Origin of the sequence: Pseudoalteromonas sp. SWXJZ94C, assembly GCF_015864385.1 — a bacterium.
In the GTDB taxonomy this organism is placed as follows: Bacteria; Pseudomonadota; Gammaproteobacteria; order Enterobacterales; family Alteromonadaceae; genus Pseudoalteromonas.
On the sequence record NZ_JADYXF010000010.1, the window covers coordinates 39,186 to 56,356 of the forward strand.

The 17,171-nt window shown below is 36.1% G+C and carries 19 protein-coding genes; 2 read left to right on the forward strand and 17 right to left on the reverse strand.

Annotation, left to right across the window (positions count from 1 at the left end):
• Positions 1–3: 3 nt before the first annotated feature.
• The 15 genes from I6F65_RS06060 to I6F65_RS06130 form a co-directional block, all read right to left on the reverse strand.
• The gene (locus I6F65_RS06060) at positions 4–1,470 is read right to left on the reverse strand and encodes a PP2C family serine/threonine-protein phosphatase (RefSeq protein ID WP_197111992.1); all 1,467 of its coding nucleotides are present in this window, start codon (positions 1,468–1,470) and stop codon (positions 4–6) included.
• Positions 1,470–2,534, reverse strand: a complete 1,065-nt coding sequence (locus I6F65_RS06065) for a TerY-C metal binding domain-containing protein (protein ID WP_197111994.1) — start codon at positions 2,532–2,534, stop codon at positions 1,470–1,472. Before I6F65_RS06065 ends, I6F65_RS06060 begins: the two co-directional genes overlap by 1 nt.
• Positions 2,535–2,543: 9 nt before the next feature.
• Positions 2,544–3,188: a VWA domain-containing protein gene (locus tag I6F65_RS06070; protein WP_008171172.1), complete on the reverse strand. Its 645-nt coding sequence runs from the start codon at positions 3,186–3,188 to the stop codon at positions 2,544–2,546.
• A gap of 9 nt (positions 3,189–3,197) precedes the next feature.
• Entirely contained in the window at positions 3,198–3,848 is a 651-nt protein-coding gene (locus tag I6F65_RS06075) for a VWA domain-containing protein (RefSeq protein ID WP_024610998.1), read from the reverse strand.
• Between the two features lie 148 nt (positions 3,849–3,996).
• Positions 3,997–4,452 (reverse strand): tellurite resistance TerB family protein, encoded by a 456-nt coding sequence (locus I6F65_RS06080; protein ID WP_008171166.1) that lies wholly within the window; start codon positions 4,450–4,452, stop codon positions 3,997–3,999.
• A gap of 11 nt (positions 4,453–4,463) precedes the next feature.
• Entirely contained in the window at positions 4,464–5,075 is a 612-nt protein-coding gene (locus tag I6F65_RS06085; protein ID WP_197111996.1) for an HAD family hydrolase, read from the reverse strand.
• 2 nt (positions 5,076–5,077) lie between these two features.
• Entirely contained in the window at positions 5,078–6,166 is a 1,089-nt protein-coding gene (locus tag I6F65_RS06090) for a cysteine protease StiP family protein (protein ID WP_197111998.1), read from the reverse strand.
• A complete protein-coding gene (locus tag I6F65_RS06095; RefSeq protein WP_197112000.1) occupies positions 6,163–6,942 on the reverse strand; it encodes an HAD family hydrolase in 780 nt (259 codons plus the stop codon). The genes I6F65_RS06090 and I6F65_RS06095 overlap by 4 nt, the downstream gene beginning before the upstream one ends.
• Positions 6,930–8,003, reverse strand: a complete 1,074-nt coding sequence (locus tag I6F65_RS06100; protein WP_197112002.1) for a phosphoribosyltransferase domain-containing protein — start codon at positions 8,001–8,003, stop codon at positions 6,930–6,932. The genes I6F65_RS06095 and I6F65_RS06100 overlap by 13 nt, the downstream gene beginning before the upstream one ends.
• Before the next feature lie 385 nt (positions 8,004–8,388).
• Positions 8,389–9,474, reverse strand: coding sequence for a sodium:calcium antiporter (locus tag I6F65_RS06105; protein ID WP_166112582.1), 1,086 nt, complete (start codon positions 9,472–9,474; stop codon positions 8,389–8,391).
• Between the two features lie 12 nt (positions 9,475–9,486).
• Positions 9,487–10,065, reverse strand: a complete 579-nt coding sequence (locus I6F65_RS06110; RefSeq protein ID WP_166112585.1) for a TerD family protein — start codon at positions 10,063–10,065, stop codon at positions 9,487–9,489.
• 29 nt (positions 10,066–10,094) lie between these two features.
• Positions 10,095–10,697, reverse strand: a complete 603-nt coding sequence (locus I6F65_RS06115; RefSeq protein ID WP_166112589.1) for a TerD family protein — start codon at positions 10,695–10,697, stop codon at positions 10,095–10,097.
• An 83-nt stretch (positions 10,698–10,780) separates the two neighbouring features.
• Entirely contained in the window at positions 10,781–11,356 is a 576-nt protein-coding gene (locus I6F65_RS06120) for a TerD family protein (protein ID WP_024610990.1), read from the reverse strand.
• A 289-nt stretch (positions 11,357–11,645) separates the two neighbouring features.
• Positions 11,646–12,752 (reverse strand): TerD family protein, encoded by a 1,107-nt coding sequence (locus I6F65_RS06125; RefSeq protein ID WP_197112004.1) that lies wholly within the window; start codon positions 12,750–12,752, stop codon positions 11,646–11,648.
• 28 nt (positions 12,753–12,780) lie between these two features.
• Entirely contained in the window at positions 12,781–13,209 is a 429-nt protein-coding gene (locus I6F65_RS06130; protein WP_197112006.1) for a hypothetical protein, read from the reverse strand.
• A gap of 328 nt (positions 13,210–13,537) precedes the next feature.
• On the opposite strand from I6F65_RS06130, the gene I6F65_RS06135 reads away from it, so the two are divergent.
• The gene (locus I6F65_RS06135) at positions 13,538–13,918 is read left to right on the forward strand and encodes a DUF2809 domain-containing protein (RefSeq protein WP_197112008.1); all 381 of its coding nucleotides are present in this window, start codon (positions 13,538–13,540) and stop codon (positions 13,916–13,918) included.
• A 389-nt stretch (positions 13,919–14,307) separates the two neighbouring features.
• A complete protein-coding gene (locus I6F65_RS06140) occupies positions 14,308–14,514 on the forward strand; it encodes a hypothetical protein (RefSeq protein ID WP_197112009.1) in 207 nt (68 codons plus the stop codon).
• Between the two features lie 58 nt (positions 14,515–14,572).
• Here I6F65_RS06140 and I6F65_RS06145 read toward each other — a convergent pair whose 3' ends face one another.
• Together I6F65_RS06145 and I6F65_RS06150 are read right to left on the reverse strand one after the other, a co-directional pair.
• Positions 14,573–16,333 carry a protein kinase gene (locus I6F65_RS06145; protein WP_197112010.1) on the reverse strand — a complete coding sequence of 587 codons (1,761 nt, stop codon included), beginning with the start codon at positions 16,331–16,333 and terminating at the stop codon, positions 14,573–14,575.
• 6 nt (positions 16,334–16,339) lie between these two features.
• Positions 16,340–17,167, reverse strand: coding sequence for a formate/nitrite transporter family protein (locus tag I6F65_RS06150; protein WP_024612576.1), 828 nt, complete (start codon positions 17,165–17,167; stop codon positions 16,340–16,342).
• Positions 17,168–17,171 lie beyond the last annotated feature (4 nt).

Below are 17,171 nucleotides of genomic sequence, written 5' to 3' on the forward strand. Positions count from 1 at the left end.
AAATCACTCCTTAACGAGGCAAACAGAAATTGTACGATCGTCATGGTTACCCTTTGACCAAAAATCCATCCACTGGGTTAAACCTTGTAAGCCATCTTTACGGTTTTTGTTTGTAACATGAGGCTCTAACTCATTCCATAGTCGGTCCCAATGAGTTAGTGAATCTAGTTGTTTTTCTGTTTCAAACCATGCATCGGTGATCCCATCGGTGGCAAGAATAAGCGCACTCATAGATTCAACCTTTTCGATTCTAACGCGCCTGTAAACACTGCCATCGTCAAATATTTTGTTATCTAAAAATCGCGTTTGCCCAGCAAATTCACCACTGTCTGGTTCGCCCATTAATACTACTTTTTTATTTTTATCGTATATGGCAATACCACCATCCCCAATCCAAAAAGAGATAACGAGGTAGCCACCTGCCACTTTTTTATGCGCGGCAAGTATTAATGTTGTAGAGAAGTCTTTTATACTGTCGCCTTGGTTTGCATCAACACTATTGTTTATTGCTTTAGCGGCACTAAAAACGGCTTTTACGATAGTATGCTGGTAGGCTTCGAGTAATGATTTTTGGTTTTCTTCGTTACTATCATTAGAGAAGTCGTTATACGCTTTTTCAAGTGCGGTGCCGTAATGTCCATTTAAAGATTCTTTAAGTGAATCGGTTGCATTGTTTACGGCAACAAATGCGCCTTGGCGAGAATATTTGCACGAACCTGCACCATCAGCAACACAGCTAATAATCCATTCAGATGAGCCGTCACAGTAAAGTTTAAAATCGTCATCGCGATGAATGCCTTTATGAGCATGCGAGCGCCCCCTTACACTGCTACCCATTAACAACATGCTGCTATTTTCACAATATGCGTGGTGTGTGTCTGGTTTATGAAAACGAGCAGTGTCGTCTGAGGAGATATTTTTCCACAGTGATTTTGGATCTGGCACAAAGGTTACTTTTACTCTTACAACCACACCCTGAACCTGCCCATTAGCAAGCGGGGTTGAGCCGTATAAATCAAACTGATGATCGCCAACTTGAGTTGTTGTGCCAGACAACGTTAATTTATCTGCATCAAATTCTACGCCCTCAAACTCATCAATACTTTTTGTTTGAAAAAAGCTGATCTTTGCATCAGTTTCACTCGCAAGAGATATCGATTCAAAAAACAACGTATTAGCTTTAAGGTTAGGCAAGCGGACATTAATAACCAAAGGCGGTATTTGTTTATTTACACTTAAGTTGTTATTTTTTTTATGCAATTTAGCGCCCTCTGTTGTTAGACGCACCATACTTTTGTCATTTTTTACTAATGGCGTTAGCTCATTAAGCAATGCATTTATATGATGCTGCACAACGGTTTGATCTAAATGTTGGTTAGCTCGCTTTTGAACAAATGACTGTTTTGTATTTGTAAGTGAAGCTTGGAGTAAAATGTCTAATAATGCTTGTTCGAGCTTTACTTTACTCATTAGCCCTGACCTCGCGTAATAGAAAAATCACCGCTTCCTTGGCTAAACTTAATGCTTTTTTCGCACCACGGACACATAACAATATCTTCGTCGCCAATGCACAATAATTTACCACAACCGCACATTGCAAAAGCTGACTGATTACCGCATTGCGGACAAGGCGGAATACCATCAAGAGACGACGTATCGACTTGCTCTGCAACGTAATTATCAGAGGACCATTCAAAGTAACTTTCTTCTAATTTATAGGCGCCTTCGAGGTGATAGTACTGATGGTTTTGAATAAAACGCTCCATCCCTTCAACAAGTTTTGGTTTAGCGTATTTAATTAAATAAGGACGACGATTGCTTGAACAACGACCCGTTAATGTTACACAACTTGAATCAGACGCACTCGCCTCATGGTTGTTAAGCTCGCTTGTATTACCCATTATTCTTAGGCCAGCGTTACTTACTTTTTCTAGAGATACGGGAGAATTTTTATTATCTAGCTCTATCATTTGGCTTTGTGCTTTAACAGATGCACTTACCCATTCAATAAATTTAAAGAACTGATTTTTATCGGTGTTTTCCAGCGCTAACACGGGGTTTGCAACTTGATTTAATATATCAACATCTGCATTTAAGCCCAACGTAATGGCAATAAGGCTGGCATTTTTAGCGTACTTATCTTGCCAACGCGTAATTGCCTGGCTTGGATCGTCTGTTGGTTTTCCATCCGTAATAAGAAAAACAATAGGTTCCCAATCACCACGTGTTTCATATGTGGTTTTTTTTACGTTGGTATCTATTTCATCCATTAATACATTTAATGCGCTACCTAAAGATGTACCGCCACCAACAGAAATTTTAGGCGGATAAAAAGAAATCAAATCAACTAAGGGAGCAATTGTTTTAGCTTTGCCGGCAAATGCTATAACGCTAATAAAAACAGTTTCTAATGAATGAGGATCTTGACGCAAAGAAGAAACGATATTTTCGATTCCTTTTTCCATCAATTCAATTGGCTCTCCAGTCATTGACTCTGATACATCTATTACAAAAAATATCGGTAATCTGCGCATGCTATTTCCTTATAATACGATTTGAAACTCCGGCGGTGGAGGGGGTAGCGAGTTCTCCAGTGGTCCATCTACACCTGAGCTCATTGAGCCGGCTGCAATAGAATCACTTACCCATTTAAAAAATTGTGAAAATGCCGAACTTTCCATATTGTCTAACACAACAACATTACTTGTTAATTGCTTTAAAAATTCAGGTTTTGCTTTAGGACCCGCAGCACACGCAATTATTTCAGCAAAATTACTTGCCTTAACTTTTGGTAGGCTTTCTTTAAACACCATTAAATCTGATGGTGAGCCATCGGTCATAATAAACAGCATGGGTCTAAAGTCGCCTTTAGTATCATCTGAGGATTTAATTACATTTTTTGCTACTTTATCAACAACAAATTCAAGAGCTTCTCCCATGTGAGTAGCACCCGATCTAGGTAATTCAATCTCTGAAAATTGCGCACTTTCGAGCGGTGTTAAAGGTAAAATTTCTTTCACTTCACGATCAAATGTAATTAACGATAAATACACAGATTCAAGCGCGTAAGGGTCTTGTCTTAACGCGGTTAGCATTGAACTAATACCTACGTTAACAGCATGAATAGGCTCGCCTTGCATAGAACCAGAGCTATCAATTAAGAGGTATACAGGTAAACGTCGACTCATTACTGACTCCTATTTTTTGGTTAAATCAACTAAGTTAATTTCAGGTGGTGGCGGCGGAAGATCCGATAGTTGAGACGCTTCTGATTCGCCATTTTCTACTTTTTGAGAGTTTGTTGAAATACTTGCAGATACCCACTCAAAAAAGGCTGAAATTGCTTTAGAGTCTGCATTTTCAAGATGCACAACATTTTCAGTTATTCTTGTAAGCTCATCTATTTTTGCATGATGACCAGCAGCGCAAGCGACTATAATACCCATTTTTGTTGCTTTTAAATCATCGATACCTTTTTGAAAATCGTCGGTTGCACCACCATCACTAAATACAAAAACGAGTGGTCGCCAATCGCCTTTTTCGTCAAGCGTTGTTGTTTTAACTTCTTCATTCACTTTATTAGCAAGTAAAGTAAGTGCAGCACCAAGCGATGTGGTGCCTGAAGGCGTTAAATCGGGTGATTGAAACGACATTAAATCAGTAAGAGGCACAGACTGAACGGCTTTAGTGTTAAATTCAATTATTGATAAAAAGGCAGTTTCAAGCGCATAAGGGTCTTGGCGAAGTGATGAGAGTAAGGTTTCTAAACCATTTTTTACTGATTCAATTGGCTCTCCATACATTGAGCCAGATGTGTCTAATAATAGGTATACTGGTAAACGCCTCATAATGAGTTCCTTAATAGATAATTAACGAAAACTCATGCGTAGATAAAGCAGTTAAACATAAACTAATAACACAAAGTGATAGTTGTCATTATTAATTTGTTAGCATATTTGTTTACTACCTTCTCTACACATTAATTTTGTAACTGATTTATAAATCAAACTCAGATGGTGCAATACCTACCGCATTACACGCTTCTTTAATTGCACGTTTTTCGTCTGCGTCAAAATCACCGTCAGCACCGCCAATAACAATACCTAACTGAATACACGCTCGTGCTTGGTCTTGCTTACCTTTTAAAGCGCTTAACGCTTGAATTGCTTCTATTTTACCGAAGTCGTAATCGGCTTCTAATTTGTTGCAATAAAAGTCAAACTTCTCTTTTAAATCAGAAGCAGAAAAAACCTTTAAAGACTCGTTAGACACAATAAAGCCAGCCGTTTTTTTACGCTCGTCTGCATCAATATCGCCATCAGCCGCTGCAACTAAAGCACATATAGCCATTGAAGCATCTGCAAATTTTTTGTTTTTAAATTGTCCGATGTTTTTTTGTAAACTGTCGTTTGCATCGCTTATTTTTTCTTTAACGTTATTCCAAAAACTCATACTATTCTCCATTAATTGTTTATAAACGGACTTAATTGCCCTTTTTTAACATAAAACTTTTTTTCAGCGAGCTCTAACATGGGTATATCTACGGGTAAATTACCGTATGCCTCTTCAACTGAGCACGTTAACTTTTCGCTCGCAATTAACGAGTTAAATCGCGCTACTTTTTCTTCAATTTGACACTCTGTACCAATTAACCCATTTAGTACATTATCATCTTCTTTCAATAATGTACCAATTACTCTTTCAACGGGCCATTGTAGTTTATTAACTATGCCTTCAATAAAGTATTGGGGCGAAGCGGTAATAATCCAAATTTCTACCCCTTGAGCATGCAAATCCATCATTCGCTCTAGCACTGGCTTAATAGGGGTTAATTTTTCGGCTGTGTTTACACCCGCTTCAAATACCAGTTCGTTGCTTTTATTATTTAAAGAAAGCATGTAAAAATGCTGCTTAATTGAGTTTTTTATTGTTTTTCTGGATACTTTTTGTTTAGTAAATATTGGTAAAAGATAACTAAAAAGAGGTCTTCTACCTAAAAAATACTTGAACAAAAAACTCAAAGAGTTTTCTTTAACCAATGTTTCATCAAAATCAAATACTGCTATTTTTTTCATAACTAATCTACATCTTTTATAAGTGCACACGCACCAAATGGCATTTCGGGTAATACACAGATCTCAATACCCTTTTCGTTGGCTATTGTAATTAAATGCGCGGTATTTGGGTTACTCGCATCATTTACAATCAAAAGGTCAGGTACTCTGCGTAACATTACTCGTGTTGCTTCTGCTATACCGGGTTTAATTCTGTTTATATCGGTCACGCTAAATTTGTTCATTAATAAGCGAATATAATTTTGAGTTAGCTGATTACGCGCTTCTCTTTGTTGCTCATCTGGCACGGCTGCTAGTTTATAATATACCGCTTTAAAGCAATTGGAAATTTCAGAAACAAACCAATTTGAATAATCATATTGAGCTAAGTGCTCATACGAAATACAGCCATGAAAATCATCTTTTTTAATCTGATCATTAATAACTGAGCGACTAATTAAACCACTTACTGTTGAGTTCATTAACGCACTGGGTATTGCATAGTCCTCAAAAGTAACGCTGTAGTCAGCGGTTCCACCTATGTCGGATACAACATATAACGTGTTGCTTATATTAACTTTACGGCTAGCATTATAATCTTCAATCGCTTTTTTAAGCTCTTTAGTAATAACACCTTTGGCAGTCCAACCATCAATAAATACAATGCTTTGAGGAGGTATTTTTAAATCAAAAATAAGATAATCTAAAGCATTAACATCAATACCTTTATCGCGAACAATGCTAATTGAGTAGTGCGTTGAGTTATATTGTGAGTAGTTGTTTATACCTTTATTAACAAGCACGCCAATAGGTGTACCCGCTCTAACTAAAGAAACAATACACACATCTTGCTTAACATTATTGGAAATGAGGCACGATAGATTAAGAATTTCTTCAGCTAATTTGTGTTTATATTTTGCTGTTAAATCATGAAATAATTTTTCATATTCAGGGGTTGGCTTACTTTCTTGGCTAACCATTTGAGAGTAATGTAATTGTCCTGTTTGAATTAAGCGTTCTTTATCTTCGATAGAATGAAATTCTGGTTTTATTTTCTTTAATAAGAACAAGCAATCATGTTCTGGATAACTACCCATTAATGGTGTTTTCATTGATATTGCTCCTTGTCTAAAATTTGCGAACCGTTGGGAGCAATTAAAAAATCAGACTCTTTCATAAAAGGTAAATCACTATTACTGTCGCCAATACTAAACACCGTATCATGCTCTCCTATCTTCAATTTATCTTTAATAAACTTAACCGCAATTTCTTTTCTTGCATAAGGTGGTAATATCGCAAAATTACGTCCATTGCTGTGCAATAACATGTCATTTGGAAGTATGCTTTTTAAATACGAATCAACCTCTTTGGCTTTATTTTCGCTGTAATCACTTCTCGATACTTTAACACACACATAAGCTGTAATGCCTTGATCAACAATAAGCCTTACCCGCACTGAACTGTCTAATGCTGTAAAATGATTATGTAGATGATCAAACGTTTTTACTAACTCGCTTTGCAATAATGCTAAGTTAAACTCTGCGTTAATAAATGCGTGCCATTGCTCTAGCAATGCATGATTTTGATCTAATATAACGGCGCCATGCGATACCACAGCATACGGTGTATTTTTAATAGCAGGTAAGCTGCAATTTAAAAACGAATCTGTTCTTCTGCCTGTCACTGGTATAAATACGCCACCTGCGGCTTCAAAAATATTAAGCAATTTTTGTTGCTGTAACGAAGAATACCCTTGAGGCTCACCTTGGTTGTTTGTTGTTGCTACAAAAGATAAATCACTTTTTGTATTTTTTAGGCTTTTAAACAATGTGTCGTCTAAATCGGTAAACACAAACAGCCTTGAGGTGTGCTGTGCTAGCATTTCCATTCGTGGTATTTAACCCCATCAGTAAATAGTAGCCCTTCATAATTTTTTTCACTCACTACAAATATTGATTTGTTTTCAGGGAAAAAATTATATAAATAATGTTCAGTGTCGTTTTCTACTGTAGTAATTCTATGCTTATTAACGATTGTATCGCACAGTAATATTGGCGACCGATTAATAGATTGAAAAACCACTTCCACCCCTTTATTTTCAAGTCTTTCGGCTAATAAAAATGGAATATATTGATGTTCTCCATCGGCAATAACTACCGTACTTTGAGATGTATTAATGCTCTTTATTTTTTCTTTGTAAGGCATTAATAAACCACACCTGCCGGTATCATTTGCTGAGGCCGCATTAGAGAGCTTAGAATTTACTTTATCAGGGAGCTGAGGATTAAAATCAGGGTCTTTATCTAAACTAATATTAGCTTTGAGTAAGGAGACATAACGAATTGGAATATCCAAATTTAAGTCATGTAAATAGTTTTTTTCGCCCATTAAATCAACGATTGACGTAACTACTATTTCTTCTAAATCGGGTAAGTAAGGAAGTATTTTTAAAAGCAAAACCTTAATAGTGCGCCCAGTGGTAATTTCATCATCAACTATAACAAGTCGTTTAGATTTAATTATAGAGTTTAATAAATTTTCACTTGGTTGGTAAAACATGTGATTAACTGCGTGGCTATGTTCTTCATCTACAGTAAACCATAGTTTTTCATCTAGTTTATGCCTTGTAGTATGTTGAAAATAAACATCATCATTTTGGGTGTGAGCCAAACTGTCAGCAACACCTGCACCTAAACCGGTTGCCGCTTCAGCAAAACTTACAACGTAGGTTTGAGACCCTTCGCCTATTTTTTCGGCTAATTGGTTGTAAGTTTGTCTCATTACTTTAGGAGCTGTTGGGGTGTAACGTCCTATTAATTTATTTACTAAAATAAAATGGCGTTTAGGATTTTCTCGACAAGCAAATGTCAAAATACGATCTAATGTTGTTCTTTCTTCAGCCGTTTTTAACGAGAGTGTGCCGGCTTTAATGTCGTAGATATGTTTCATATTTTCCAGTTATATTTTCTGTATGCTTATAAAAATCCCAGTTGCTATTACGCTCCTGTTTAACTGAAAATTTTTTAATACATTTATAAGTCAATTGTGTGTGTTTAAATTAATGTGTGCCGCTTTTTACAAGCCACTTCAATTATATAAATATTACTAATGCTATATCTAGTGCACTAAATAAGCGGTCAATAATAGCAATTGTAAAAAGGCGCTGTAACAAGGCAATAGTTTAGATATTTGAAGTGCCAAGACGAGGAGTATATAAATAAATAATAAATTTATAAACCCAAAATTCATACACCACAATTATAAATGGGCTTAATATTTAAGCCCATAACGTTTAATAATATCAAGCTTATAGCGCTTGAGACTAATTAAATACCTATTGAATAACGAAGTACATACTCGCTGCCCAAACAGCAAACATAGCAAGTAAAAAATACGCTATGGTTTTTGTCACTTTTTTATAATTAAATAATAAGCTCGCAGCAACTGCAGCCGTTACCCCAACAATTGACCAACGTAATATTGTTAAGTTGGCATCTTGTACAAGTGGTAAAGAATCCACACCATTAATTATAAACCAAGCTAATAATGGGAGTGCAAATGCAATGGTCGTATCAAAAGTGTTAGATGCTAATGGATTAGCAACTGCATCTTCGTATTCGCCTTTTTGAGCATCTTTAATTGATAAAATTAAGTCTGGTACAGACGATGCAGCAGCACCAAAAACTAAACCAGCAAAAAATTGAGGTACACCTAATACTGTTGCGCTGCCTAAAACACCTTCAACAAGTATGTGAGAAGCACCCGAAATAACTGCAATAGCTAATGATATAACAACTACAGCACTTGTTGCCGTAAAGGTACGATTTGAGAAAAATAACGCGTTAAAGTTAAAGGTAAAGATATTCGCGATAACACCTTTGTCTTCAATCTCTTCATACTCATATTCTTCTTCATCGTCGCCGCTTACATGATTTTTAGCATCAAAATATAAATGAACCGCATATAAAAAATAAATTACATTTAATATTACAGCCATCCAAATTGTAAAACTATTAAAACCAAGGCAAACAATTAACGTAATTTCTGCGATTAAAACCCAAAAAACATCACGTAAAAGTACACGTTTATTAAGTTCAATATACTCTACCGATTTACCATTTCCATCTTTAGCCATAATGATAGACAAAGCAGGTATAACACAACCATTAAAGATAGCAGAACCCGCTGTAACACCTAAAGCAACCATAACGAGAGATGGGTCGTTAAACCAAAATAAACAAGCGATTACAACACACATTTCCGGCATGCTAGAACCAATAGCATTTACTGTTGCACCTTTAACCCCTGGCGGGAAGTTACGACCTAAATACCCTGCAGCCTGCTCAAATGTGTCGCACGCAAACTTAAGTAAGTAACACGACAAAATAATATATATAAATGGTAATATTGTATCTAACACGTCTTTCTCCGACTAGGCAATATTAACGCCATAATTAACAGCCATAGCATGCAGACCACCTGCGTACCCTTGACCTACCGCTCTAAACTTCCACTCATTGTTATGTCTGTAAAGCTCGCCAAAAATAATGGCTGTTTCGGTTGAATAATCTTCTGATAAATCATAACGAATTATTTCTTCGCCTGACTTTTCATCAACAACACGTATAAATGCATTCGATACTTGTCCAAAGTTTTGAGATCTGGCATTTGCATCATGAATGGTTACACCAATTACAATTTTATGAACGTTACTAGGCACGATTGATAAATCAATTTTAATTGACTCATCATCTCCATCTCCGTCCCCTGTTAAATTATCTCCAGTATGCTCTATTGATAAGCAAGGTGAAGTTAACGCACCATAAAAAATAAAGTGTTGATCAGATATAATTTTTCCAGCTTCATTTAACATAAACGCTGATGCGTCTAAATCAAAATCAGCGCCATCTGATGATCGTGAATCCCAACCGAGCCCGACTAAACACTTACTGATACCAGGTGCAATTTTTTCAAGTGATACATTTGCACCCTTTTGTAAGGATATTGCCATTAATTACTCCTTTAATATCTATAAATACTTTACAGGTAGCTGCTTTCTGCTGTTTTGATTGTTTGCTCAAGCTTTTTATCACTTGTTGTTTCACCAATCGCAGAAAATTTCCAGTTGCCATTATGCTTATATAATTTACCTAAAATCATAGAAACAGAACCCGCAAACTTAGGATCGTTCGCAATATCGTATACTGCATGAATCGAATCAACGCGACTAGGTGTGCCTTCGTATAAACGAATTGACGCAAAAGGAATTGTTTTAAAGTCATCGCCACTGAACGAGTTAAGTACAAATACAATTTGTTCTGCATTAGCTGGTAACTGGCTCAAGTTAACGTTAATTACTTCGTTATCTAGTCCATCATCGCCATCAGTATCACCGGTTAAATCGTCGCCAGAGTGCTGAATACCTGTCGAGTTTAATTTTCCGAAATATACAATGTCTAATAGCTTTTTGTCAGCATCAAACACAGCACAACTTGCGTCTAAATCTACTGCAACCATTTTTTTACCAAAGAAGCCTTTTTTCTCAATAGCTCCCCAGTTAACGCCTACACAGATGTTTGTTAAGCTAGAACCATTAGACTTTTCAAGGCTGATTTTCTGACCTTTTTGTAATGAAATTGCCATTTTAAATCCTTTATATTAAAAAAAATCAGTTGAAACTATAATTAATTTCAACTGATTTATTGGTTAACTATTTATATTCGGTATTAAACAGAAACGCCGTATTGACGAGCTAAAGGTGCAAGACCACCTTCAAAACCCTGACCAATCGCTTTAAATTTCCATTCACCGTTATGGCGATATAACTCACCGAAGATCAATGCTGTTTCGATTGAGTAATCTTCAGATAGGTCATAACGTGCAACTTCTTCACTTGATGAAGCATTAACAATACGAATAAATGCGTTTGATACTTGACCAAAATTTTGTTTTCTTGATTCAGCATCATGAATAGTTACAGCAACTACTATTTTAGTAATGTCTGCTGGGATATCTTTAAGGCTAACTTTGATAGATTCATCATCGCCTTCGCCTTCACCCGTTAAGTTGTCGCCAGTATGTTCTACTGATTTACATTCAGAAACTAAATTATTAAAAAAGATAAAGCCGTTATCAGCTTTAACTTTGCCTTCAGCATTTAACATAAATACTGATGCATCTAAGTCAAAATCAGCGCCGTCTGTAGCACGAGAATCCCAACCTAAACCTAATAAACAATTTGTCATCCCTGGAGCAACTTTCTCTAGAGAAACATTACCACCTTTTTGTAAAGATACTGCCATTTTAAAAACTCCTTTATAATTTATGTAAACGAATAAAAATAAAACACTTACGATACAAGTTTAATGTATCGACTTAAAAAAATAATACCATAATGAACTATCTAAACAAGAGCAAGATAATAAGACTTCTTAGTCTCATATTTATTGCCTTTATACCTTTAAAATGCAATGAAAAAACTCATAATAATGAATTCAAAATCTAATATGTTTTTAGCTATTTCACTATAAGAGTGTAATACAGTAACATCTCTGAGCCTACAGGCATCAGCTCTTCTCATTTTAAGGTTCGTTATTTACTTCCTGCGCTCCATTTAAAGCCCCATCCATATGCTTTATCACAATCTGCATGACCTTTAAAAAAGCGATTAAGTCTTTCTACCGCAACAGTATTGTTTTTTACGGTTAGCTCTGCAATTGCACAAAACCCTGTATTACTTGAGGTTTCATTTAGCTGAGTTTCGATAGGCGGCATATCTGGTACATGCAACGTTACTACTGCATTTGCTTTGTCCCAATTTGGACTGCCGGAATAAATAAAAGTAAAAATAATAATACGTTTTACATTATTAATATTATTACCATCAATGTGTATCCATTCACCATTTGAGCTATCACCCGTTCTGTCATCAGCTAATAACTTAATATAAGGGCTATATTCAAAACGATTACCTAAAGCTTGCACTATGCTCTTGTCACCGTTTTTGAGCTCTATAAATGCACCAAGATCAAGATCTATTCCTGAGCTAAAAAAGCTGCTTTTGCCCTTTTCCCAGTTTAAATTAACTTTTATTAGACCTAACGAACCAGCCTTTTTAATGAGATCAACTTTAGGAGAGCTTTTAGTTAAACTAATTTTACTCAAATTTACTGTTGGTGCAGGCGTAGTTACAGGTGCTGGCTTAGGTGATGATGGTTTAACTACTGGTTCATCAGCTATATCTACACCATAATGTTCAGCTAATGGCTTTAGACCGCCATTGAAACCTTGACCAACAAACTTGACCTTCCAACTATTATTTCGTTTATAAATTTCTAATAAAATAAGTGCAGATTCAGAACGCCCATCGGTATCAAATTGGCATTCAAAATCAGGACCAGTAAAAGAAATATTTGATTGAGATGCAAAGGTGTCATTATCGACTGTGGCAGTTATAGAGAACTTTTCTATGTTAGAAGGTACATTTTCAAGATCGATTAAAATTGCTTTAGATTGTATATTAATGGTGCCGCAAGGACTTTTAGGCGCTCCGTAAAAAACCATACCATCGTCATTATGTACTTTGCCATTTTCACCTAAACAAAAAACTGAAATATCAACCGAGTCATTAATTGTATGTTTTATTGTAAAGCTTGGTTGAGTAATGTTTGTATTACTACCTATAACGAGTATTCCCAAAACGAATCCCTTTTAAAATATGTAACTGCTAATCAATGTGTTCTAACTCCAGCCCTTCCTCTTCAAGAAGCTCGCTGAGTTTTTTAATATTATCATCTAGTGATTCATACATGGTGTCAAACGGCTCACTTGCCCAGTCACCATTACCACTTCGCCACTCAAACCAGGCACACGCTTCAAACTCATAAATCTCATCTGTTTTCTCTGATTCTTCACCAGCTAAAAATGCAATGAGTTCATTTAACGAGAGGCTTTTATTTTCAACTAATTTTAAAACTTCAGGTCCTGATAATACAGTTTCATCAGGTAGTGAAATATCAACACAAGAATCTACAACAAGTTTGTAACCTTTATATTCAAGCAAAGTGGTTACTTGGCTGCAATCAAAATGTGAAACTAAAATACTTGCGTAGTTATCACTAATTTCACCATTATTGAAAGACAATTTTTTATTCATTTAGTTTCTCAGAAATTAAGTTTAAAAATATACGGTACTACTTAATACACTCTATAAAAGTATCATACCTGCATAAATAAGATAAAAAAAGGGTACTAAATTACTGTCAGATATTACGCTTGTTAACCAATAAACTATTTTAAAATTTCATAAAACCTAACCAACTTTTATATCTTGTGATGACTAATTATTCATCTTCATCAATATCTAATACAAAGAATTTTGCATAGAGGAACATTGCTAATTTTGATAACAACCACATTTTTATATAAAGTGTGTGGGATGTCTATTTCAGCATTATTTAATATATTAAAAACAAGGGTTCAAATTGTTAAAATTTAACATAAAAAGTTTTTTATTAAGTCTGCTTTTTCTTGGTTCACTTATATACATTGCACTTTTTGTTAATGATCAATTTGTACGCCCGTTTCTTGGCGATGTATTGGTTGTTGGCTGGTTGTACCTTTTTGCTAAGTCGTTTATTAAAATTAAAAACTCTACGTTGGCCAACTCCGTGCTCTTGTTTGCTTGCATGATTGAAGTTGCACAGTTTTTTAATTTAGTAACCCTTCTTGGTCTTCAACACATTAAAGCGGCGCGTATAATAATAGGTTCTACATTTGATTGGTTAGATATTCTTGCTTATGGAATAGGTTGGGCGTGTATTTTATTAATTGAATTTTATCGATTTAAAAGTAAACAGCTGTAATAAATGAGCTTTAACAGTATAATTTAACTTAAATAGTTACTTTGAAAGACATTTAATGTGAGATTAAATTTGATCTAGTTTCATATAACTCACTCGTTGAAGCGACCTACACAGATGAATGCGCTTTTTGCAAAAAAAAGATAAGCCTACTTATGATATTGCGGAGTTTATTATAAAGCTTAATGGGGATGTTTTTGAATGAACTCAACCCAAAATAGAAGAGAATAAAGTTGATGGCGCTTGTGAAAGCTGGTTTAGATTTATCGGGCTTGAATATTTTGCTTTGAACACTTACCTTGTGCGCGCTAGTTAGCACACAAAAATACTGATAGCGCTTTAGCTGAGCTAAAAGCTGTACTGACGTAACTAATTTTAACGGAGAAAACTAAATGGATTCATCATCAATTATTGCGTGGAGTGTTTTGTTTGGTGGCATAGGCATTGGCTACCTAACTTATGGACGAAGGAAAAAAGCCGTTGTGCCATTGTGTATAGGCTTGTCGTTGTTAGTGTTTCCTTACTTTGTGACGACCGTATCTATGTTGCTTATTGTGGGCACTATTTTGGTAGCAATTCCCTATTTTATTAAGCTTTAATGCTATAAGTGCCTTATTACCCAGTGATCATAAATACGTCTAAAATTGCTATGTTTAATTACTTTGAAATAAAAACCAGCCAACTTATAACAAGTGATATTGCTAATAACAACGATAAGCTACGCCAAAATACCACTGGGTTTTTCTCCGCCCACGCAATGCTACCAGTGCCTAACAAACTGTTATTAGGGTGGCGTAAATCGTAAATAAACTCCGACATTACCTGGTACCGATAAGCTGGGTTTGGCTGCAATGCTTTTTTAAGCGTAGCGTCTAACCACAAGGGTATATCGCGTTTTGTATCAATTACGCTTATATAACTTAACTTACTTTGCGCGGCTATGTTATGCGCTTTGGCGGCTTTTGTACCATATGGATATCGCCCGCTTAACATATAATAAGTAAGCACTGCGAGTGAGTATAAATCGGATCGCTCACTCGCCCCCGATCCCACCAAATATTCAGGTGCCGTGTACATTGCAGTGCCAAGTATTTCATCGCCATTGCCATCGGTTACGCCCATTATTTTGGCTGAACCTAAATCGATAATAGTCACTAAGCCACTACTATCTATTAAAATATTTTCAGGTCGAATGTCTTGATGTAAAATATCAACTTTATGTAGCGCTGTTAATCCTTTCGCTATTTGTTCTGTAATATCGCGTATTTTTTCAAGGTTAGGAGTTGGATTGTCTAATAAAAACTGGGCTAAAGTCTGCCCTTCTATATATTCGGTAACTGTATAATAAAAATTACGCGCACTATGCGGTGGCACTGCTTTAACTATGTGCTGATTGTTTACTTTATGATTTACTTTGTTAAGCACCCACTCCTCAGTTAATAACCTATTTAACTGTGCGGCGTTATTTGTTAGCTCTACTGACGGCGCTTTAATTATGACAAAGTCGGCAGTTTTTAAGTCGAGCGCTAAATAAACGTGGCTTCGATTCGATGAATGAATAACACGCCTTATTTTATACCCTTGAGATCCATAAACGCCTTCTTGAATAGAGCCAAGTTTATTGCTTTCAAATAAATCACCTTCTTTTAAAATAGGTGGAATACTTAATTCATCCAGTTTATTTATTTGTGCTTTCGCGAGCTGATTTATTACAATAACCTGCATGGTTAGGTTGTCGTTACTACCAGCATTAACTGCTTCATCGACAACTATTTTAGCTTGCGTGTTTAAGTCATTTTTTTGATAGTTTAATAACGCTAAAATACGCTCTTCAGTCAAAAAGTTAAATATGCCGTCGGTCATCAATAAAAACACATCACCAACGATTAATGGCTCACAAAGGTAGTCGAACTTAAAATGTGGCGTTATTCCGAGCGCTTGGCTTAATACCGTTTGACCATTGGCTTGTATATTATGATCAGTTGTTAACAATGTAAGTTGGTTATTACGAAGGCGATAAATACGTGAATCACCCACATGAAAAATATGAGCGCATTGGTTTTGCAAAATAAGCGCTGAAAAAGTACATACATAACCTTTTTCAAGATTGTACTTATAAGGGCTGTGCTGATTTTTACAATATAAATGGGCATTTACACTTTTAAATACTTGACCACCAGCATGCTCAACGGACCATGCTGGTGATGTACAATAATAATCGTTAATAAAGCGCTTAACCGCACTTTCACTCGCTACTTGGCTAACTAAACTGCTACCTACCCCGTCGCTAATAGCAAACACGGCACCTTTAAGGTTAAGCTCATCTAATATTGGCACTCGGGACAAAACAAAGTCTTGATTTATACTTTTACAACCTTGTGTTGTAAAATACCCAGTATTGAGTGTTAAGGCAGTCATCGGTTATTAACTCGTATGCTGCGTTTGAATATGACGCTTTGGCGCTGTTTTGTAGTGCGTGGTGTATAACGTTAAACCAGTAAACGCCAAGCCACCGACTAAGTTACCTAATACGGTTGGAATTTCGTTCCAAATTAAGTAATCCATTACCGAAAATTCACCGCCCATAATAAGCGCAAACGGGAATAAAAACATATTCACTACTGAGTGCTCAAAGCCCATAAAAAAGAACAACATAACCGGCATCCACATGGCAATTACTTTACCGCTTACATTTGTTGAAATCATTGCGCCAACAACCCCAAGCGACACCATCCAGTTGCATAACATGCCTCTAATAAATATAGTTAACCAACCTGCTGTTCCAAATTCGGCATAGCCCAAAGTACGCGCCTCGCCTATTGCAGCAACTTTTTTAGCAATTGCACCGCCATCTATGTTGTACCCATAAGTAAAAATAAACGACATCATAAAAGCAACCGTTAGCGCCCCTAAAAAATTACCCAAAAACACTTTGCCCCAATGCGGTAATATTTGCGACCACGTAACGCCTGGTCGCTTTGCAAGCCATGCTAGTGGCGTAAGTACAAATACACCCGTCAGTAAATCAAAACCCATTAAGTACAACATAATAAAACCAACGGGAAACAACATCGAGCCCACTAAATGTGAGCCAGTGGCAATGCTAACGGTAATTGCAAACACTGCAGCTAACGCTAAAATAGCGCCAGCCATAAATGCACGAATTAACGTATCGCGCGTTGACATATAAATTTTAGACTCACCAGAGTCCACCATTTTAGTTACAAATTCGGTAGGGATTAAATAAGCCATTTTT